Genomic DNA, 19,688 nt, shown 5'->3' with positions numbered 1-19,688 from the left:
GGACGGACACCCGCACGTGAGAGGCGACCATGATCAATCTGTTTCAGCCCCAGGTCGGAGCGGAGGAACTCGACGCGGTCGCCGGGGTGTTCCACGACCGACGGCTCGGCAGCGGGCGGCGGACCAGGGCCTTCGAGGCGGCCTTCGCCGAGCACCTGGGGATCCCCGCCGAGCACGTCGTCTTCACCAGCTCCGGCACCTCCGCCCTGCACCTGGCCGTGGAGACCCTCGACCTCCAGGACGGCGACGAGGTCGTACTGCCCTCCATCGGCCTGCCCGCCACCGCCGAGGCCATCGCCGGCCGCGCCGGCCGCCCGATCTTCTGCGACGTCGACCGCCGCACGCTCAACCCGGCACTGGAGGACATCGAGGCCGTCCTCACCGACCGCACCCGGGCCGTCCTCCTGCTGCACTACGGCGGCCGCACGGGCGACGTCGTACGCATCGCCGCGCGCTGCCGCGAACGGGGCATCGTCCTGATCGAGGACGGCGCCTGCTCCGTCGCCTCCCGCGTCGACGGCCTGCCCGCGGGCACCTTCGGCGACCTCGCCGTCTGGAGCTTCGACCCGGGCCGGGTCATCGTCACCGGCGACGGCGGCATGGTGTACGCCAAGGACCCCGAGCGGGCCGCCCGGACCAGGCTCCTCGCGCACCGCGGCCTCGTCCGGGCCAGCAGCTTCGGCCACGGCGCCCTGCCGCCCGGCCAGGGGGAGCCCGACCTGCCCGAGTACGGCCGCGGCATCGTCGGCAACGACCTGACCGCGGCCATCGGCCACGTACAGCTGCGCCGGCTCCCCGAGATGGTGGAGCGGCGCACGCTGATCGCGGAGCGCTACGACCGGGAGCTGGCCGGGACCGAGGGGCTGCTGACGCCCCCGCCGCTGCCCGAGGGCCAGGAGTCCACCCACTGCCTCTACTGGGTGCAGCTGGACCCCGCCATCAAGGACAAGGTCGTCGGCGACCTGCTCGCCGAGGAGATCTACACCACCTCCCACTACGCCCCCCTGCACCGGGTCCGGGCCCAGGACGCCGCAGAGGAGCCCCCGGCGGCCCGGCTCCCCGCCTGCGACTGGGCCGTCGACCGCACCGTGCGCCTGCCCCTGCACCCCGGGCTCAGCGACGAGGACGTGGCCGCCGTCATCGGCTCCCTGCGCAGGGCAGTGCGGTCGCGGCTCGCCGAAGCCAGCACAGAAGAAGGACTCACCGTGAAGGACACCCAATGAGCCGACGCGTCGTCATCACCGGAATCGGCGTGGTCGCACCCGGGGGAGTGGGCACCAAGGAGTACTGGGCCCGGCTCACCTCCGGCCGGACCGCGACCCGCGCCATCAGCCTCTTCGACGCATCGGGCTTCCGCTCCCGCATCGCGGCCGAGGTCGACTTCGACCCGCTCGCCCACGGGTTCACCCCCGAGGACGTGGCACGCCTGGACCGGGCCGCCCAGTTCGCGCTGGTCAGCGCCGGCGAGGCGATGCGCGACAGCGGGCTCGACACCGCGGCCCTGGACCCGACGCGTACGGGTGTCACCCTCGGCAGCGCGGTGGGCTGCACCACCGGCCTGGACACCGAGTACAACGCGGTGAGCAGGGGCGGCTCCACCTGGCAGGTCGACCACACCCTCGCCGTGCCCCACCTGTTCGACTACTTCGTGCCCAGCTCGATGGCGGCCGAGGTGGCCTGGCGCGTCGGGGCGCAGGGGCCCGTCTCCATGGTCTCCACCGGCTGCACCTCGGGGCTGGACTCCATCGGCCACGCCGTGGAGCTGATCCGCGAGGGCAGCGCCGACGTGATGGTCACCGGGGCCACCGAGGCCCCCATCTCGCCCATCACCGTCGCCTGCTTCGACGCCATCAAGGCCACCTCGCCCAGCAACGAGGACCCGGAGACCGCCTCCCGGCCCTTCGACGCCACCCGCAACGGGTTCGTCCTCGGCGAGGGCTCGGCCGTCCTCGTCCTCGAGGAGCTGGAGAGCGCCCGCCGGCGCGGGGCCCACGTGTACGCGGAGATCGCCGGCTTCGCCAGCCGCGGCAACGCCTACCACATGACGGGTCTGCGCGCCGAGGGCCGCGAGATGGCGGAGGCCATCACCGTCGCCCTCGACGAGGCCCGCCTCGACGCCGGCGCCGTCGACTACGTCAACGCCCACGGCTCCGGCACCAAGCAGAACGACCGGCACGAGACCGCCGCCTTCAAGCGCAGCCTCGGACAGCGCGCGTACGAGGTCCCGGTCAGCTCCATCAAGTCGATGATCGGACACTCCCTGGGCGCGATCGGCTCCCTGGAGGTGGCCGCCAGCGCGCTGGCCATCGAGCACAACACGGTCCCCCCGACCGCCAACCTGCGCAACCCCGACCCGAGCTGCGACCTGGACTACATCCCGCTGACCGCCCGGGAGCACCGCACCGACACCGTGCTCAGCGTCGGCAGCGGTTTCGGGGGCTTCCAGAGCGCCATGATCCTGACCCGCCCGCGTCTGGGAGATGCCGCATGACCACCGCCATGGACACCGCCACCAGCACCGCCCCCGCTCTGTCGGACACCGTGGCCGCCGCCGCCTTCGCCGACCCGGTCGTCACCGGGATCGGCGTCGCCGCCCCGAACGGCCTGGGCACCGAGGCCTGGTGGAGCGCGGTCCTGCGCGGCGAGAACGGCATCGGCCCCCTCACCCGCTTCGAGGCGGACCAGTACCCGGCCCGCCTCGCCGGCGAGGTCCCGGGCTTCCGCGCCGCGGACCACCTGCCCGGCCGGCTGCTGCCGCAGACCGACCACGTGACCCGGCTCGCCCTCACCGCGGCCGACGAGGCCCTCGCCGACGCGGACGTGGACCCGGCCCAGCTGCCCGACTACGCGGCCGGCGTGATCACCGCCAGCTCCGCGGGCGGCTACGAGTTCGGCCAGCGCGAGCTGGAGGCCCTGTGGAGCAAGGGCGGCCAGTACGTCAGCGCGTACCAGTCCTTCGCCTGGTTCTACGCCGTCAACAGCGGCCAGATCTCCATCAGGAACGGGATGCGCGGCCCCAACAGCGTCCTGGTCAGCGAGCAGGCCGGCGGGCTCGACGCGGTGGCCCAGGCCCGCCGCCAGCTCCGCAAGGGCATCCGGCTGGTCGTCACCGGCGGCATGGACTCCTCGCTCTGCCCCTGGGGCTGGGCCGCCCACCTGGCCGGCGGCGAGCTGAGCACCGGCGAGGACCCCGACCGCGCCTTCCTGCCCTTCTCCGCCGAGGCCGGCGGGCACGTCGTCGGCGAGGGCGGCGCGCTGCTCGTCCTCGAGGACGCGGCCGCCGCCCGCGAGCGGGGCGCCGAGGCCTACGGATCCGTCGCCGGGTACGCCGCCACCTTCGACCCGCCGCCCGGCTCCGGCGGCGCCCCGCGCCTGGGCGACGCCGCCGCGCTGGCCCTGCGTGAGGCCGGGATCGCCCCCGCCGACGTCGACGTGGTCTTCGCCGACGCGGCCGGCCGCCGCGAGGCCGACCGCGCCGAGGCCCGGGCCATCGCCGACCTGTTCGGGGAGTACGCGGTCCCCGTGACCGCCCCCAAGACCATGACGGGCCGGCTCGCCGCGGGCGGCGCCTCCCTCGACCTGGCCGCCGCCCTGCTCTCCCTGCGGGACGGGGTGATCCCGCCGACCGTCAACACCGGCCCGCCCGCCGAGGACTGCCCGATCGACCTGGTGACCGAGATCCGGAAGCCCGAGCGGCTGCACATCGCCCTGGTCCTGGCGCGCGGCCGGGGCGGCTTCAACGCGGCCATGGTGGTCCGGGGACGGTGACCGGCAGCACCGGCGCGCCGCTGCTGCGGGAGGTGGCCGAGCACGTCCACGCGTACGTCCAGCCGGACGGCGGATGGTGCCTCAACAACGCGGGCCTCATCAGTGCGGGCGACCGGCCCGTGCTGATCGACACGGCCGCCACCGAGGCCCGCGCGAGGGCGCTGAAGGATGCCGTCTCCCGGGTCACCCCGCACGCCCCGCGCTTCGTGGTCAACACCCACGCGCACGGCGACCACACCTTCGGCAACCGGTTCTTCGCCGACCGGGCGGTGATCGTCGCGCACGAGGGGACCCGGGCCGAGATGGAGCTGGCCGGGCTGCACCTGACCGGCCTGTGGCCCGACGTCCCCTGGGGCGAGGTCCGCGTGGAGCTGCCCGGGCTGACCTTCCGCGACGCGCTCCCCCTCCGGGCGGGGGAGGTCCGGGTGGAGCTGCTGCACCTGGGCACCGCCCACACCACCAACGACACCGTGGTGTGGCTGCCCGCCCAGCGGGTCCTGTTCACCGGGGACATCGTGATGTCCGGCGCCACGCCGTTCTGCCTGAGCGGCTCGGTCTCCGGCTCGCTCGCGGTCATCGAGGAGCTGCGCGCCCTCGGCCCGACGACCGTCGTCGCCGGGCACGGCCCGGTCGGCGGCCCCGAACTCCTCGACACCACCGCCGGCTACCTGCGCCACGTACAGCGGCTGGCCGCCGAGGGGATCGCGGCCGGGCTGACCCCGCTGGAGACCGCGCACGAGGCCGATCTCGGGCCCTTCGCGGGACTCCTCGACAGCGAGCGCCTGGTCCCCAACCTGCACCGCGCCTACGCCGAGGCGGCGGGCGCGCCGCCGGGGCACCCGCTCGACATCGAGGGGATGTTCTGCGAGATGGTCGCCTTCCACGGCGGCCTGCCCGCCTGCTCGGCCTGAACGGAGCGCGGCGGACCGTTAACGGCGTTAACGGCGTTAACGGTCCGCCGCGTTAACGCCGTTAACGCCGTCAACGGTCGCCCGGGCCGCGCTCAGTGCGCGCGGAAGCGGTTGATCGCATCGAGGTGCCTGGCGCGCAGCTCGTGGTCGCGTACGCCCAGGCCCTCCTCGGGGGCCAGCGCGAGGACGCCGACCTTGCCCTGGTGGAGGTTGCGGTGCACGTCGTACGCCGCCTGGCCGGTCTCCTCGAGGGAGTAGACCTTCGACAGGGTGGGGTGGATCTTGCCCTTCGCGACGAGGCGGTTGGCCTCCCAGGCCTCGCGGTAGTTCGCGAAGTGCGAGCCGATGATCCGCTTGAGTGACATCCACAGGTAGCGGTTGTCGTACTCGTGCATGAAGCCGGAGGTGGAGGCGCAGGTGACGATCGTGCCGCCCTTGCGGGTGACGTAGACGCTCGCGCCGAAGGTCTCGCGGCCCGGGTGCTCGAAGACGATGTCCACGTCCTCGCCGCCGGTCAGCTCGCGGATCCGCTTGCCGAAGCGCTTCCACTCGCGCGGGTCCTGCGTGTGCTCGTCCTTCCAGAACTTGTAGCCCTCGGCGTTGCGGTCGATGACCGCCTCCGCGCCCATGGAGCGGCAGATGTCGGCCTTCTCCGGGCTGGAGACCACACAGATCGGGTTGGCCCCACCGGCCAGCGCCAGCTGGGTGGCGTACGAGCCGAGGCCGCCGCTGGCGCCCCAGATCAGGACGTTGTCGCCCTGCTTCATGCCGGCGCCGTTGCGCGAGACCAGCTGGCGGTAGGCCGTGGAGTTGACCAGACCGGGGGAGGCGGCCTCCTCCCAGGTCAGGTGCTCGGGCTTGGGCATCAGCTGGTTCGACTTCACCAGTGCGAGCTCCGCCAGGCCGCCGAAGTTGGTCTCGAAGCCCCAGATGCGCTGCTCCGGGTCGAGCATCGTGTCGCCGTGCCCCTCGGCCGACTCCAGCTCCACGGACAGGCAGTGCGCGACGACCCGGTCCCCGGCCTTCCAGCGGTTCACCCCGGGGCCGGTGCGCAGCACCACGCCCGACAGGTCCGAACCCAGTACGTGGTACGGGAGGTCGTGGCGCTTGGTGAGCTCCGACAGGCGGCCGTAGCGCTCCAGGAAGCCGAAGGTCGCCAGCGGCTCGAAGATCGAGCTCCAGACGGTGTTGTAGTTGATGGCGCTCGCCATCACCGCGACCAGAGCCTCGCCCGGGCCGGGCTCCGGCGTCGGCACGTGCTGGAGGTGCAGGGACTTGCGCGGGTCCTTCTCCGCCGAGGGGATCCCCTCGAACATGCCCGTCTCGTCGCGGAGCACCACGTTGCCCCGGTACGACTCGGGCAGGGCGAGCGCCGCGAAGTCGGCCGGCGCGGCGTCCTCGGAGAGCAGGGCCTTGACGATCTCGTCCACGTGAAATCCCTTGCGATGAGCGGTTGGAGAGGTGGGGCGGGGCTCCGGGGGTGCCCTGTGCGCGCGTGCCGAGAGGGTGGCGGCGGGGGATCGAGGGCCACTGGAAGGGCGGTCGACACTGCATCGCCGTGGCCGGATCCAGTGCTCTTCCAAGCCGCCTCAACCGGAGGTGAGGACCGTGATACGGCGGGATCAGCCCCATCAGGAGGACAGTGCCGTGCCGATCTTCAGATACCCGGAACTGCCGCTCGACGGGCTGCTGCGCCGGGCCGCGGTACGCGACCCCGCCGCCTGCGCGGTCCGCAGCGCCCACGGCCTGCGGACCTTCGCCGAACTCGACGCCCGCGCCGACCGCTTCGCCGCCTACGTGGAGCACACCCTGGGCCGGCGCGGGGCCCGCGTCGGCGTCGCGAACACCCTCGACGCGGACTTCGCCGCCGCCTACTACGGCACCCTGCGCGGCGGCAGCACCGTCGTCCTGCTCAACCCGCTGATCCGGGCGGCGGGCCTGCGCCACGTGTGCGAGGACGCCGGCGTCGAGATCGCCTTCGTACCCACCGCCACCGCCGAACAGCTCGTCAAGATGGCGGACCGGCTGCCCCTGCTGCGCGCGGTCGTCGTCACCGACGCACCCGACGGGATCGTGCCCTCCGACGCCCTGCCGCTGTCCGTCGCCCTGGACGGCGCACCGCCCTTCGCTCCCGGCGCGCCCGCCCCCTTCGACCCGGACACCGAAGCCTGCGTGCAGTTCACGACGGGCACCACCGGCCGGCCCAAGGGGGTGCGCCTGACCCACCGCAACCTCGTCGCCAACGCGGTGCAGACCGCGGCCGCCCACCGGCTCGACGCGGACTCGGTGACCCTGAACAACCTGCCGCTCTACCAGCCGATGCACCTCAACTCGGCCGTCTACGCGGGCGCCTGCCAGGTGCTGTGCGCCTGCCCCCGCCCGGCCGCCGCACTCGACCTGGCCGACCGCACCGGAGCCACCCACTTCTACACACTGCCCGCCCGCCTGCACCAGCTCGCCGCCGACATCCGCTTCGCCGAGGGGCCGGGCGGCGCGGACCTGCCGGACCCCGTCCCCGGCCGGCCCGGCCGGCTCACCGTCGTCCTCTCAGGCGGCAGCGCGCTCGCCCCCGCCGACGCCCGGCTGCTGGCCGGGCGGCTCGGCGTACCCGTGCTCCAGGGCTACGGAATGGCCGAACTCTCCCCCCTCACCCACTCCCAGAGACCCGACGCCGCGACCGGCAGCGGCACCGTCGGCGCGCCCGTGCCCGGCACCGAATGCCGCATCGTGGATCCGCTGACCGGTACCCCGCTGGGCCCGGCCGAGACCGGCGAGGTACAGGTGCGCGGACCCCAGCTGATGGCCGGCTACCTCGGCGAGAGCGGCCCCCCGGCCGACGCCGAGGGCTGGTTCTCCACCGGGGACGCCGGCCGGCTCGGCCCGGACGGGGAACTCTTCCTCGCCGACCGCCTCGACGACGTCTTCTCGTACGACAGCGAACTCGTCTCGCCCACCGCCGTCGAAGCCGTCCTCGCCGCCGACCCCCGGGTCGGCGACTGCGTCGTCGTCGGCTGGCCCGACCCCGTCCACGGGGCCGTCGTCTGGCTCGGCATCGTCCTCGCCCACCCGACCGCCCCGGGGCTGCTCGACGTACTCGACTCGATCGTCGAGGAAGCCAACGCCCAGCTCGCACCGCACGAGCAGATCCGCCGGGTCGAGGTCCTCGACGCCGTCCCGCGCAGCCCCACGGGCAAGCCGGAGCGCCGCTCGCTGCGCCGCGACCTGCGCCGGCGGGCGGCGGCCGAGGCCGCCGTCTAGGGGGTGTCCGGCGGACCCGGGCCCGGCCCTGATCCGCCGGACACCCCCCAAGCCGGCCCACCCCTCCCGAGAGCCCGTGGACGGCCGGTGCAGCCGGGGTCCAGGGCCCTTCGAGCGGACCTCCGCCGCCGCCCGCGAAGGTCGTGGTCGAGGTTGAGAGAGGTGTGAGCCGATGTCGGTTGAGCGTGTGCAGCACACGTCGTACACGGTGGACGTGGCGGCTCCCGCGGGGGTGGTCTACGCGCTGATCGCGGACACGACCCAGTGGCCGCTGTTCGTCCCCCCGAGCGTCCATGTCGAGCGGCTGGACTTCGACGGGACCCGGGACCGGTTCGGCATGTGGGCCACCGCCAACGGGACGGTCACTTCCTGGGTCTCCCAGCGCTCCCTGGACCCCCGGCAGCGGACCATCGACTTCCACCAGGAGGTGCCGGCGCCCCCGGCGACCTCCATGGGCGGCCGCTGGGCCGTCGAGGAGCTGGGCACCGGCCGCTCGCGGCTGACCCTGCTCCACCGGTTCTCGGTCCGGGCCGACGACCCGGCCGGCGGGGAGTGGCTCACCCGGGCCACCGACACCAACAGCCGCGCCGAACTGGACCAGCTGAAGGAGACCGCCGAACTGTGGGCGAAGCTCGACGGCCTCCTGCTGGCCTTCGAGGACTCCGTACGCGTCCACGGACCCTCCGAACTCGTCTACGACTTCCTCTACCGGGCCGGTGACTGGCCCGCGCACCTGCCCGAGATCACCCGGGCCGACGTGGTGGAGGACCGGTCGGGCGTCCAGCTGCTGAGCATGGACACCCGCACCGCCGACGGCCGCACCGACACCAGCGAGTCGGTCCGGGTCTGCTTCCCGCACGCCGGGCGGATCGTCTTCAAGCAGACCCGCACCCCCCGGCTGCTGGCCGCGCACACCGGGGAGTGGACGGTCGACCCCGACGAGACCGGGGTCACCGCCGTCGCCAGCCACCAGGTCCTGCTCCGCGAGGAGGACATCGAGTCCGTCCTCGGCCCCGGCGCGGACCTCGCGCAGGCCCGCGACCACGTACGCCAGACCCTGGGCGGAGCCGGCACCCGCATCCTGCACCTCGCCCGGCGGCACGCGGAGACCGCCGTGCACACCCTGATCTCGGGACGATGAACGCGGCCCCCGGCGACCGCCCGCCGCGGCTGACCGCCCCCCGGGCCCCCGCCGCACCCCACCCGCGGACCCACCCCGCCGCGCCCCTCCAGCTCGACGTCCTGCTCGACGGCCTCACCCACCCGGGCCGGGGCCTGCACACCGAGCAGCTGCACTGGCACTGGCACGGGCCGCTCGACACCGAGCGGTTCGGGCGCGCCTGGCAGACCGTCACGGACCAGGAGGCCGTGCTGCGCACCGGGCTCGCCCGGCCCGCCCCGGGGGCCGCGCCGGGCTTCGCCGTGCACCCGGCCGCCGGCCCGCTGATCACCCACCACCGGCCGGGCGGCGGGGACCCGCAGGCGTGGGAGGCCCTCCTCGCCGCCGAACGGATGCGGGAGTTCGACCTGACGCGGCCCGGCCCGCTGCGGATCGCCCTGCTGGGCGGGGCGGACGGCAGCACCCGGGTCCTGCTCACCTACCACCGCGCGCTGCTCGACCCGGTGAGCGTCGGCCACCTGCTGCGCTCCTTCCGGCGCGCCTACGCCGCCGACGGCCGCCCGCGCGGCGGCGAACGCCGGCCCGACCTGCGCGACCACCTCCAGTGGATCGCCGCCCGGGACCTGGGCCCCGCCCGCGCGTTCTGGTCCCGGGCCGCGCCGGCCGCCGGGGCGGTGACCCTGCCCGCCGGTGACCGCGGCCAGCCCACGCACCAGCGCGGGCACGGCCGGACCCGCCAGCGGCTCTCCCCCGCGGAGGCCGGCCGGCTGCGCGCGTGGGCCGCCGGCCTGGGCGCCGCCGAGAGCACCGCCCTCCAGGCCGCGTGGGCCATGCTGCTGTACCGCGCGCGGGGCGGGCCCGAGGCCGTGCCGGTGGCCTTCGCGGCCGGCGTCTCGGGGCGGGGCATCCCGCTGGAGGGGGCCGGGGAGCTGCCGGGGCCGCTCGGCAACGCGCTGCCGGTGGCGGTGGACGTGCGGGCCGGTGCGACGGTGGCGGAGCTGCTGGCCGAGCTGGCGGGGCGGGCGGTTGACCTCGCGGCGTACGAGTGGGTCTCGGCCGGGCAGATCCGGGGCTGGGCGGGGGCCGGTGCGGGGCCGCTCACGGAGTCGGTGCTCGCCTTTCTCCCGCCGGAGGGGGTGGGGGGTCCGCCTGCGGCGCCGTTGCCGGGGGCCGGCCCCCGGACCCCCGCGCCTCAATCGCCGGCGGGGCTGGATGGGGCGGACGGTGAGCTGCCGTCTGCGGCGCCGTTGCCGGGGGCTAGCCCCCGGACCCCCACGCCTCAAACGCCGGCGGGGCTGGAATTGCCCTGCGGGCAATCCAGCCCGCCGGGCGGGCCGGCGGAGGTGTGTGACGCGTATACCGGGGCGGCGGTTGCCGTCACCGCTCGCCATGATCGGGACGGTGGGCTGACGTTGACCGTCGTGCATGACCGGACGCGGGTCGCGGACAGTGATGCCGCCGAGCTGCTGTGGCAGGTCGCGCTGTTGTTGCGGCGGGTTCCGGTTGAGGTCGGGGCCCGGACGACCGTGGGGGAGGCGTTGTTGCCGCTGCGCGGGGCGCCGCTGCCGCGGGTGGCCGCGGATCCCGTTCCGGTGGCGCGGGTCCTGCGGCCGGCCAGTGCGGCCGGGGCCGGGGTGGTCTGCCTGCTCCCGCCGCCGGGCGCGGCCGAGGACTGCTACGACCGCTTCGCGCGCGGCCACTCGGGAGCGCCGGCCCTGCTGGCCGCCGCCCCCGGCGCGGCAGCCGCCCTGGCCGCGCTGGCGCCCGCCCTCGCCGCCGGGGAGCCCGTCGTGATCGGCGGACACCCCGGCGCGCGCGCCCTCGCGTACGAGGTCGCCCAGCGGATCGCCGCGTACGGCTGGAGCCCCCCGCCGTTGGCGTTCGGCGCCTCCGACCGCGCCCTCGCCAAGGCCCTGGCACAGGCGTCCTAGCGCGGTTCGAGCGGTCTTCGAACACCTTTCAAGCCCCGGCGCGGACCGTGGGATGGCCCTGTCACCGGAGCGCACAGCGCAGAGGGGAGCAGAGCCGTGCCGGCCCTCGCCCATCCGGAACCGCCGCACTTCCCGCACCCGTCACTCGACGGGCTGCTCCGCCGCGCCGCCGAACGGGCCCCCGGGGCCCCCGCCATCCGCGTGGGCGCGCAGACGCTCAGCTTCGGCGAACTCGACGCCCGGGCCGACCGGATCGCCGCCTTCCTGGAGTGCTCGGTCGGCCGGCGCGGGGTCCGCGTCGGGGTCGCGAACACCCTCGACGCGGACTTCGCCGCCGCCTACTACGGCACCGTCCGCAGCGGGAACACCGTCGTGCTGCTCAACCCGCTCGTCTCGCCCACCCGGCTGGTGAAGGTGCTGGCCTCGGCGGAGGCGGAGCTGGCCTTCGTCCCCCGGAACATCGCCGCACTGCTCGCCGACGCCGACGACCGGCCACCCCGGCTGTCGCTCGTCCTGGTCACCGGCGCCGGGGACGACCCGGTCCCCGGGGACACCGTCCCGCTGGACCTCGTCCTGGACGCCGTCGCCGCGGCGACCCGCTGCGCGGCCCCCGGCGCGCCCGCCGCCTTCGATCCGGACGCGGAGGTGTGCGTGCAGTTCACGACGGGCACCACGGGCCGGCCCAAGGGGGTGCGGCTGACCCACCGCAACCTGGTCGCCAATGCCGCCCAGACGGCCGCCGTCCACCGGCTCGACGCCGGCTCGGTGACCCTGAACCACCTGCCGCTGTACCTGCCGATGCACCTCAACTCGGCGGTGTACGCGGGCGCCTGCCAGGTCCTGTGCCCGGACCCGGACCCCCTGGCCTCGCTCGCGCTCGCCGAACGCGCGGGCGCCACCCACTACTACGGGCTGCCCGCCCGCCTGCACCGGCTCGCCGCCGACGAGCGGCTGGACCGGGCCGGACTCCCCGGCATCCCGGCGGGCCCCCGCCTGACCGCCGTCCTGTCCGGCGGCAGCGCCCTGTCCCCGGACGCCGCCCGGATCCTGGGCGAGAGGCTCGGCGTACCCGTGCTCCAGGGCTACGGCCTGGCCGAACTCTCCCCGCTCACCCACTCCCAGAGCCCGGACCGGCCGGTGCCCGGCTCGGTGGGCGCGCCCGTGCCCGGAACCGAGTGCCGCATCGTGCACCCGGAGACCGGCACCCCGCTGGACCCGGCGGAGACCGGCGAGGTGCAGGTGCGCGGCCCGCAGCTGATGGCCGGCTACCTCGACGAGAGCGGGCCGCCGGCCGGCCCCGACGGCTGGTTCTCCACCGGGGACGTCGGCCGCATCGGCCCGGACGGGGAGCTGTTCCTCGTCGACCGGCTCGGCGACGTCTTCCTGCACGACGGGGAGCTGGTCTCGCCCAGCGCCGTCGAGCGGGTCCTCGGCTCCGACCCCCGGGTCGCCGAGTGCGCGGTCGTCGGCTGGCCCGACGCCGTGCACGGAGCGGTCACCTGGGCGGGCATCGTGCTGCGCGACCGCGGCGCCGCCCCCGCCGTGCTCGAGGAGATCGCCGCCCGCGCCAACACCCGCCTGGCGCCCTTCGAGCACATCCGCCGCGTCGAGGCGATCGACGCCGTCCCGCGCACCCCCGTCGGCAAGCCCGTACGCGGTGAGCTGCGCCGCACCGTCCGTACCCGCGCGGCCGCCGAAGCGGCGGCCTGAACCCACCCACAGACAGGAGCGGCCACCATGGTGACCTTCGTCAACAAGCTCAACGTCCACGGCGACCTGACGCGCTTCCTCGCCGCGAAGAGCCGCGTCACACGGTTCGTCAGCGCCCAGCCCGGCTGTGTCAGCCACCAGACCCTGCGCCTGGTCGGCACCGCGAACGTGTTCGTCGAACTCTCCGTGTGGGAGGACGCCGCCGCGCACCGCGCCGCCGTGACCAGCACCGGCTTCCGGGAGCTGGCCCAGGACCTGTCCGTCCTCGCCACCCGGGAACAGGGCCTGTACGAGACGCTCCCCGAGCAGGGCCCCGCGACCGCCGCCCGGCCCGCCGCCTAGGCCGCCGCCCGACGGCCGCTTTCGAAGAGCGCCCGACCCGGCCTCGAGTCCCGGTCCACCGGGGCTCCAGCGGCGCGGGACAACGTCGAGTATGGACCGACCCGCACGACCAGGAGCCATGTCTATGCGAATGTCCTCACCCACCGCGTCCCGGGTGCACTCCCAGCTCACGCTGGACGAGGTCACCAAACGCTACGACGACCACGTCGTGCTGGACCGGGTGTCGCTGACGGTCAAACCCGGCGAGAAGGCGGGTGTCATCGGCGACAACGGCTCGGGGAAGTCGACGCTGCTCCGGCTGATCGCGGGTGTGGAGGCCACCGACAACGGCGACCTGACCGTCACCGCCCCCGGCGGTGTGGGCCATCTGCCGCAGCGCCTGGAACTGCCCGCCGGGGCCACCGTCCGGGACGTGCTGGACCAGGCGTTCGCGGACCTGCGGGACGTGGAGCGGCGGCTGCACGCCGCCGAGGACGCCCTGGTCGACAACGACCCGGCGCTGCTGGAGGAGTACGGCAACCTGCTCGCCGAGTTCGAGGACCGCGGCGGCTACGAGGCCGACGCCCGGGCGGACGCGGCCCTGCACGGCCTGGGCCTGCCCGGCCTCGACCGGGAGCGGCGCGTGGACACGCTGTCCGGCGGCGAGCGTTCGCGCCTGGCGCTGGCGGCGACGCTGGCCGCCGCCCCCGAGCTGCTGCTGCTCGACGAGCCGACGAACGACCTGGACGACCAGGCCGTCGACTGGCTGGAGAAGCGGCTCCAGGACCACCGGGGCACGGTCGTCGTCATCACCCACGACCGGGCCTTCCTGGAGGCGGTGACCTCCACCATCCTGGAGGTGGACCCCGACACCCACACCGTCAACCGGTACGGCAACGGCTACCAGGGCTACCTCACCGCCAAGGCCGCCGCCCGCGCCCGCTGGGAGCAGGAGTACGAGGACCACCTCCAGGAGATCGCCCGCCAGGAGAAGCTCGCCGAGAACGCCGGCCGGATGCTCGCGGCGATCGCCAAGAAGGGCCCCTGGGCCTTCAGCGGCTCCGAGCACCACCGGGCCCGCTCCTCCTCCTCGGCGACCTCGGGCAAGGCGCGCAACGCCAACGAACGGCTGCGCAGGCTGCGGGAGAACCCGGTGCCCGCGCCGCCGGAGCCGCTGCGCTTCACCCCGTCCCTGGCCCTCGGGGAGGACTCCGCCCCCGCCGATCCGTCGGCCGTCCTCACCGAGCTGTCCGGCGTCGAGGTGCCCGGCCGGCTCTCGATCGAGGCCCTGGCCGTCGCACCGGGCGAGCGGCTGCTGATCACCGGGCCGAACGGGGCCGGCAAGAGCACCCTGCTGCGGGTCCTGGCCGGGGACATCGAGCCCGAGCGGGGCACGGTGCGGCGGGCCGCGCACATCGGCTGGCTGCGCCAGGACGAGACCCCCAAGCACCCGCGCCGCTCGGTGCTCGCGGAGTTCGCGGAGGGCCGGCTGGGCCACCCCGACGAGTACGCCGAGCAGCTGCTGGCGCTGGGCCTGTTCCGGGAGGCGGAGCTGGAGCTGCCGGTGGGTTCCCTGTCGGTGGGGCAGCGGCGGCGCATCGACGTGGCCCGCCTGGTGACCCGTCCGGTGGACCTGCTGCTGCTGGACGAGCCGACGAACCACCTGTCGCCGCTGCTGGTCGAGGAACTGGAGGAGGCCCTCGCGCACTACACGGGCGCGGTGGTCACCGTCACGCACGACCGGCGGATGCGCCGCGGCTTCCAGGGCACGCACCTGGAGCTGGCGGGCGGCAGCGCCGTCACACGCTGATACGGACGGCCGCCGCGCGGATCTCGTCCAGCAGACCGGCCTGCCGCCGCGACTCCGCGTCGAGGAGCGGCAGGCCGGAGCCGGTCCGCTCCGGGTTCGCCACGGCCCGGGCGAAGAACCGCAGCACGGCCTCGAAGTGGTCCTCGGCGGGTACGCGGATCTCGCTGCGGTCCGTTCCCACGCACAGCCGCACGACGGGGGCGTGGTCGGGCGCCGTCGTGTAGACCTGCTCGACGGACAGGGTGCCGGCGCTGCCCTGGACCTCGTACCAGGACCGGTAGTGGTGCTCCATCCCGAACCGCAGCTGGGCCGCGGCCCCGTCGGGTGCGGCCAGCAGCACGGAGCCGGACAGGTCCACGCCGTGGCGCTCGTCGTGGCGCAGCACCGCCCCGGCGACCGTGAGCCGGTCGCCGAGGAACCGCAGCGCGGCGCGCAGCGGGTAGACCCCGTTGTCGAGGAGGGCGCCGCCGCCGAGGGCGGGGTCGTAGCGGGTGTCGCCGTCAGGGCGGGGCGGGATGGTGAAGGCGGCGGACACCGCGCGGACGGTGCCGAGGGCGCCGGAGGCGAGCAGGCCGGTCACGGTCGCCTGGGTGGCGTGGTGGAGGAACATGAAGTTCTCCAGCAGCACCAGGCGGCGCTGGGCCGCGAGCACGAACAGCCGCTCGGCGTCGGCCCCGTTGGTGGCCAGGGGCTTCTCCACGAGGACGTGCTTGCCGGCGCGCAGGGCCCGCTCCGCCCAGTGGGCGTGCAGCACGGTCGGCAGGCACAGGTAGACGGCGTCGACGTCGGGGCGGGCCAGCAGCTCCTCGTAGGAGGCCGCGGGCTCGCCGCCGAAGCGGGCCGCGAACGCGGCGGCCCGGGCGGGCTCGCGCGCCGCGACGGCCGCGAGGGCCAGCTCGGGGGTGCGGGCCAGCGCGGGCAGGGTGCGGCGGGCGGCGATGTCGCCGCAGCCGAGGAGGCCGAGGCGCAGGGGGGCGGGCATGGGCGTCCTTGGGGTGTCGGACCTAGGTCGTCTCTTCCGGATCAGGCCGGATCAGTAGAGGGTGTGGGCGCAGACGACGAGGGTGCGCAGCTCGACGTTGAGGTGGTTGCCGTACGCCAGCAGCTCGGTGAGCTGGGCGAAGGTCAGCCAGGCGAAGTCCTCGGGCAGGTCCTCGCCGAAGCCCTCGTCGGCCTCGACGATCGTGTACCGGTTCTCCGCGTGGTGGAAGCGGCCGCCCTCCTCGGACTGCACCGCGTCGTAGCGGATTCGGTCGCCGGGCGCGGAGAGGACGTCCGCGAGGAACGGCGGGTACGGTTCGCGGCCCGGTCCGGTGTGGTCGGCGGGCCGGCAGTGCACGGTGGGGGCGAGTTCGGCCACGTTCAGGTGGCCGACGTCGACGCGGGCCTGCACCAGCGCGTGCAGGGTGCCGTCGATGGGCTTGACGACCAGCGCCATCAGCCCCGGTACCTGCGGCTGGATCAGCGGCTGCGTCCAGGAGGCCACCTCGCGGTTGCTCGCGGAGATGTCGGCGCCGATGACGCGGAAGCGCCGGCCGCTGTCGTGGCCGATCTCCTCGGCGGTCCGCAGCCAGCCGTCCTCGGCGACCTCCTCCAGCGGGATGCGGCGCTGGACCAGTTCGCGCAGGGCGCGGATCCCGGTGAGCCAGCTGAGGATCTCGGGGAGGCCGTGCGCGGAGGGGGCCGAGGGGTCGTGGAAGGACCGCAGCACCGGGTCGGCCGGGTCCCCGGCTCCCGAGGCGCCGGACGTGGGCAGACAGGCGAGGATCGAACGGGTGTCCATGTTGACCACGTTGTCCAGCCGCAGCAGCCGCAGCAGCTGCCCGAAGGTCAGCCAGCGGAAGTCGGGGCCGGTCTCGATGTCCTCGTCGATCTCCACGACCATGTTGCGGTTGCGTTTGGCGAGGAACCAGTCGGCCTGCTCGGACTGGAGCGCGTCCACGAGCACCCGTGACCGCCCGCGCTCCAGGAACAGCTCCAGGTGGGGGATGCCGCGCCCCTGGTGCACGCCCGTGAAGTTGCTGCGGGTCGCCTGCACGGTCGGGGAGAGCTGGAGCGTGTTGATGTTGCCCGGCTCCATCTTGGCCTGCATCAGGAAGTGCAGCACCCCGTCGATCTCCCGGGCGACGATGCCCAGCAGGCCGATCTCCGGCTGCACGATGATCGGCTGCTTCCAGCCGCGCGCGGGCAGCCCGTCGGCGTGCACGTGCAGGCCCTCGACGGAGAAGAACCGGCCCGACTCGTGCCGCAGGTTGCCGCTGTCCTTCTCGAAGTACCAGCCGCGCAGCTCGGCGAACGGCACCCGGGTGACCCGGAAGTCACCCGCCCGGGCCTGCCGGGCCAGCCAGGGCGCCACCGATTCCACGGGCATGGCCGCGCTGTCGGGCGTACGGGCCGACAGCAGCAGGCGGCGCGCGGTGTCCGCGCGGTCGGCCGCCGGCGCGAGGGCTTCAGAGAGCATGGTCCAGCGCCCCCTCGACGATGGTACGGACGTCCTCCGCGCGCTCGTTCAGGAAGAAGTGGCCGCCGGGCAGCACGCACAGCCCGAACGGGCCCGCCGCCACCTCCGACCAGCGCATCGCGTCCTGGACGGAGACGTTCGGGTCGCTGTCGCCGGTCAGTACCGTCACCGGCATCCGCAGCGCGGGCCCCGGACGGTGGACGTAGGCGCCCGCCACCTCGTAGTCGGCGCGGATCGCGGGCAGCACCATGCGCAGCAGCTCGTCGTTGGCGAGCAGCGCCGGTTCGGTGCCCTGGAGGCCGGCGATCAGCGCCACCAGCCCCCGGTCGTCCAGCAGGTGCCCGGTGTCCAGGCGGGCCACGGTCGGCGCCCGGCGGCCCGACAGGAACAGGTGCACGGGCTGCCGGCCGTACTCGGCGAGGCGGCGCGCGGTCTCGTACGCGAGGGTGGCGCCCAGGCTGTGCCCGAACAGGGCGAACGGCCCGCCGGTCCACTGGCGCAGCTCCGGCAGCAGCGCCTCCACCAGCTCCTCGACGGACCGGGCGAAGGGCTCCGAGCGGCGCTCCTGGCGGCCCGGGTACTGCACGGCGAGCACCTCCACGCCGGTCGGGGCGAGCGCGGAGGCGAGGGGCAGGTAGGAGCTGGCCGAGCCGCCGGCGTGGGGGAAGCACACCAGCCGCACGGCCGCGGCCTCGAGCGGACGGAAGCGGCGCAGCCACGCGTCGGGGACGACGGCCGGGGCGCGTGTGGCGGTGGGCGTGGACACGGGCGGATCAGCTCCTCGTGAGGGGTACGGCGTCGGGGGTGTAGCGGGGCAGCCGGCCGGAGGCCAGGACCTCGGCGAGCGAGGGCGCCGCCGCGTCCTTGGCGGACCGCACGGGCGGCTCGGTCAGCCCCCAGGGCAGGGCCAGTTCGGGGTCCAGCGCGTCGAGGTCGACCATCGCCCCCGGCACGTACTCGGCGGAGAGCAGGTAGTTCACGCAGGAGCCGTCCTCCAGCGCGAGGAAGGCGTGGCCGATGCTGCCGGGCAGGTACAGGGCGATGCCGTCCTCGGCGTCGAGCCGGGTCATCACGTGCCGGCCGAAGGTGGGCGAGCCCACGCGCAAGTCGACCATGAAGTCGAGGATCGAGCCGCGGACGCAGGTCACGAGCTTGCTCGCGCCGGCGGGCACGTCCCCGCAGTGCACCCCGCGCAGCGTGCCCCGGCGCGAGACGGAGTTGTTGACCTGGCGGACGGTGAACTCCAGGCCGGTCTCCCCGGTCAGCCGGCTGTACCGGGCGGCCTCGTAGAAGTGGCCGCGTTCGTCCTCGAAGCGCTCCGGGACGATCCGGTACGCGCCGGGCAGGTCCGTCTCATCGATGCGCATGCGCACCCTGCTCCTGCCGCGGCAGTGCGGCGCCCGGCTTCAGCGGCTCCCACCAGTCGCGGTTCTCCCGGTACCAGGCGACCGTGTCGGCCAGTCCCCGGGCGAAGGGCACGCGCGGGGCGTACCCCAGCTCCGCGGAGATCTTCGCGATGTCCACCGAGTAGCGGCGGTCGTGGCCGGCCCGGTCCGCGACCCGCCGTACCGCGGAGGCGTCCCGCCCGCACAGCTCCAGCAGCCGCTCCGTCAGCTCCACGTTGGTCAGCTCGGTGCCGCCGCCGATGTTGTACACCTCACCGGGCCGCCCCTTCACCGCGACCAGCGCGATGCCCCGGCAGTGGTCGTCCACGTGCAGCCAGTCCCGGCTGTTGCCGCCGTCCCCGTACAGCGGGACGTCGAGCCCGTCCACGAGGTTGGTGGTGAACAGCGGGACGACCTTCTCCGGGAACTGGTACGGCCCGTAGTTGTTCGAGCAGCGCGTCACGCACACCTCCAGCCCGTGCGTGCGGTGGAAGGCCAGCGCCATCAGGTCGGAGGCGGCCTTGGAGGCCGCGTACGGGGAGTTGGGCAGCAGCGGGTGCTCCTCGGGCCACGACCCTTGCGGTATCGACCCGTACACCTCGTCGGTGGACACGTGCACGAACCGGCCCGCCCCGGCCTCCACGGCGGCCTGGAGCAGCGTCTGCGTGCCGAGCACGTTGGTCCGTACGAACTCCGAGGCGTCGGCGATCGACCGGTCCACATGGGACTCGGCGGCGAAGTGCACCACCAGGTCCGTGCCCCGCATCAGCTCCGCGACCAGCTCGCGGTCGCAGATGTCGCCGTGGACGAACTCCAGCCGCGGGTGCTCGCTCACCGGGTCGAGATTGGCGAGGTTCCCGGCGTAGGTGAGGGCGTCCAGCACCACCACCTCGCCCTCGCCGAGGTCCGGGTACGCACCGGACAGCAGCTCTCTGACGAAGTGTGAGCCGATGAAGCCCGCACCTCCGGTCACCAGGACGCGCATCTCGAAGGGCCTTTCCGGTAAAGGTGGT

General features: G+C 74.6%; 16 protein-coding genes. 10 read left to right on the top strand and 6 right to left on the bottom strand.

Annotated features, from left to right (window positions below; genetic code table 11):
- The first annotated feature begins 29 nt into the window (after positions 1–29).
- Genes OOK34_RS32735 through OOK34_RS32720 form a run of 4 tightly spaced genes read left to right on the top strand, consistent with a single transcriptional unit; the run spans position 30 to position 4,679 of the window.
- The gene (locus OOK34_RS32735; RefSeq protein WP_267037779.1) at positions 30–1,223 is read left to right on the top strand and encodes a DegT/DnrJ/EryC1/StrS aminotransferase family protein; all 1,194 of its coding nucleotides are present in this window, start codon (positions 30–32) and stop codon (positions 1,221–1,223) included.
- Complete coding sequence (locus OOK34_RS32730) at positions 1,220–2,491, top strand: beta-ketoacyl synthase (RefSeq protein ID WP_267037778.1); 1,272 nt, start codon at positions 1,220–1,222, stop codon at positions 2,489–2,491. The genes OOK34_RS32735 and OOK34_RS32730 overlap by 4 nt, the downstream gene beginning before the upstream one ends.
- Positions 2,488–3,768: a ketosynthase chain-length factor gene (locus tag OOK34_RS32725; protein WP_323183519.1), complete on the top strand. Its 1,281-nt coding sequence runs from the start codon at positions 2,488–2,490 to the stop codon at positions 3,766–3,768. The genes OOK34_RS32730 and OOK34_RS32725 overlap by 4 nt, the downstream gene beginning before the upstream one ends.
- Positions 3,765–4,679, top strand: a complete 915-nt coding sequence (locus OOK34_RS32720; RefSeq protein ID WP_267037777.1) for an MBL fold metallo-hydrolase — start codon at positions 3,765–3,767, stop codon at positions 4,677–4,679. The genes OOK34_RS32725 and OOK34_RS32720 overlap by 4 nt, the downstream gene beginning before the upstream one ends.
- 92 nt (positions 4,680–4,771) lie before the next feature.
- Here the strand turns inward: OOK34_RS32720 and ccrA are convergent, their stop codons facing one another.
- Positions 4,772–6,109 (bottom strand): crotonyl-CoA carboxylase/reductase, encoded by a 1,338-nt coding sequence (gene ccrA, locus OOK34_RS32715; RefSeq protein ID WP_267037776.1) that lies wholly within the window; start codon positions 6,107–6,109, stop codon positions 4,772–4,774.
- 217 nt (positions 6,110–6,326) lie between these two features.
- On the opposite strand from ccrA, the gene OOK34_RS32710 reads away from it, so the two are divergent.
- The 6 genes from OOK34_RS32710 to abc-f all read left to right on the top strand — a co-directional run bounded on the left by OOK34_RS32710 (position 6,327) and on the right by abc-f (position 14,829).
- Entirely contained in the window at positions 6,327–7,937 is a 1,611-nt protein-coding gene (locus OOK34_RS32710) for a class I adenylate-forming enzyme family protein (RefSeq protein ID WP_267037775.1), read from the top strand.
- A gap of 172 nt (positions 7,938–8,109) precedes the next feature.
- Positions 8,110–9,078 carry an aromatase/cyclase gene (locus OOK34_RS32705; RefSeq protein WP_267037774.1) on the top strand — a complete coding sequence of 323 codons (969 nt, stop codon included), beginning with the start codon at positions 8,110–8,112 and terminating at the stop codon, positions 9,076–9,078.
- Entirely contained in the window at positions 9,075–10,988 is a 1,914-nt protein-coding gene (locus OOK34_RS32700) for a condensation domain-containing protein (RefSeq protein ID WP_267037773.1), read from the top strand. Before OOK34_RS32705 ends, OOK34_RS32700 begins: the two co-directional genes overlap by 4 nt.
- A gap of 96 nt (positions 10,989–11,084) precedes the next feature.
- A complete protein-coding gene (locus OOK34_RS32695) occupies positions 11,085–12,698 on the top strand; it encodes a class I adenylate-forming enzyme family protein (RefSeq protein WP_267037772.1) in 1,614 nt (537 codons plus the stop codon).
- A 27-nt stretch (positions 12,699–12,725) separates the two neighbouring features.
- Positions 12,726–13,040, top strand: a complete 315-nt coding sequence (locus OOK34_RS32690; RefSeq protein ID WP_267037771.1) for an antibiotic biosynthesis monooxygenase — start codon at positions 12,726–12,728, stop codon at positions 13,038–13,040.
- A gap of 124 nt (positions 13,041–13,164) precedes the next feature.
- Positions 13,165–14,829 carry a ribosomal protection-like ABC-F family protein gene (gene abc-f, locus OOK34_RS32685; RefSeq protein WP_267037856.1) on the top strand — a complete coding sequence of 555 codons (1,665 nt, stop codon included), beginning with the start codon at positions 13,165–13,167 and terminating at the stop codon, positions 14,827–14,829.
- Here the strand turns inward: abc-f and OOK34_RS32680 are convergent.
- Genes OOK34_RS32680 through rfbB form a run of 5 tightly spaced genes read right to left on the bottom strand, consistent with a single transcriptional unit; the run spans position 14,819 to position 19,660 of the window.
- Positions 14,819–15,811 carry a Gfo/Idh/MocA family protein gene (locus OOK34_RS32680; protein ID WP_267037770.1) on the bottom strand — a complete coding sequence of 331 codons (993 nt, stop codon included), beginning with the start codon at positions 15,809–15,811 and terminating at the stop codon, positions 14,819–14,821. The two genes, abc-f and OOK34_RS32680, sit on opposite strands and share 11 nt — an antisense overlap.
- Positions 15,812–15,862: 51 nt before the next feature.
- Positions 15,863–17,290 carry an NDP-hexose 2,3-dehydratase family protein gene (locus tag OOK34_RS32675; RefSeq protein WP_267037769.1) on the bottom strand — a complete coding sequence of 476 codons (1,428 nt, stop codon included), beginning with the start codon at positions 17,288–17,290 and terminating at the stop codon, positions 15,863–15,865.
- On the bottom strand, positions 17,280–18,056 hold the full coding sequence (locus OOK34_RS32670) for a thioesterase II family protein (RefSeq protein ID WP_267037768.1): 777 nt from the start codon (positions 18,054–18,056) through the stop codon (positions 17,280–17,282). Before OOK34_RS32670 ends, OOK34_RS32675 begins: the two co-directional genes overlap by 11 nt.
- A 7-nt stretch (positions 18,057–18,063) precedes the next feature.
- Positions 18,064–18,657 carry a dTDP-4-dehydrorhamnose 3,5-epimerase family protein gene (locus tag OOK34_RS32665; protein WP_267037767.1) on the bottom strand — a complete coding sequence of 198 codons (594 nt, stop codon included), beginning with the start codon at positions 18,655–18,657 and terminating at the stop codon, positions 18,064–18,066.
- On the bottom strand, positions 18,644–19,660 hold the full coding sequence (rfbB, locus tag OOK34_RS32660) for a dTDP-glucose 4,6-dehydratase (protein WP_267037766.1): 1,017 nt from the start codon (positions 19,658–19,660) through the stop codon (positions 18,644–18,646). Before rfbB ends, OOK34_RS32665 begins: the two co-directional genes overlap by 14 nt.
- Positions 19,661–19,688: the final 28 nt, after the last annotated feature.

The sequence above is a fragment of the Streptomyces sp. NBC_00091 genome, assembly GCF_026343185.1.
Classification (GTDB): Bacteria; Actinomycetota; Actinomycetes; order Streptomycetales; family Streptomycetaceae; genus Streptomyces.
Note: the sequence above shows the minus strand (reverse complement) of the source record. Positions and strands in the feature narration are given on the sequence as shown.

Excerpts from the sequence above, each read along its gene's own strand:
- OOK34_RS32735 (WP_267037779.1), top strand. The coding sequence starts at position 30 with ATGATCAATCTGTTTCAGCCCCAGGTCGGAGCGGAGGAACTCGACGCG.
- OOK34_RS32730 (WP_267037778.1), top strand. The coding sequence starts at position 1,220 with ATGAGCCGACGCGTCGTCATCACCGGAATCGGCGTGGTCGCACCCGGG.
- OOK34_RS32725 (WP_323183519.1), top strand. The coding sequence starts at position 2,488 with ATGACCACCGCCATGGACACCGCCACCAGCACCGCCCCCGCTCTGTCG.
- OOK34_RS32705 (WP_267037774.1), top strand. The coding sequence starts at position 8,110 with ATGTCGGTTGAGCGTGTGCAGCACACGTCGTACACGGTGGACGTGGCG.
- OOK34_RS32700 (WP_267037773.1), top strand. The coding sequence starts at position 9,075 with ATGAACGCGGCCCCCGGCGACCGCCCGCCGCGGCTGACCGCCCCCCGG.
- OOK34_RS32690 (WP_267037771.1), top strand. The coding sequence starts at position 12,726 with ATGGTGACCTTCGTCAACAAGCTCAACGTCCACGGCGACCTGACGCGC.
- abc-f (WP_267037856.1), top strand. The coding sequence starts at position 13,165 with ATGCGAATGTCCTCACCCACCGCGTCCCGGGTGCACTCCCAGCTCACG.
- OOK34_RS32680 (WP_267037770.1), bottom strand. The coding sequence starts at position 15,811 with ATGCCCGCCCCCCTGCGCCTCGGCCTCCTCGGCTGCGGCGACATCGCC.
- OOK34_RS32675 (WP_267037769.1), bottom strand. The coding sequence starts at position 17,290 with ATGCTCTCTGAAGCCCTCGCGCCGGCGGCCGACCGCGCGGACACCGCG.
- OOK34_RS32665 (WP_267037767.1), bottom strand. The coding sequence starts at position 18,657 with ATGCGCATCGATGAGACGGACCTGCCCGGCGCGTACCGGATCGTCCCG.
- rfbB (WP_267037766.1), bottom strand. The coding sequence starts at position 19,660 with ATGCGCGTCCTGGTGACCGGAGGTGCGGGCTTCATCGGCTCACACTTC.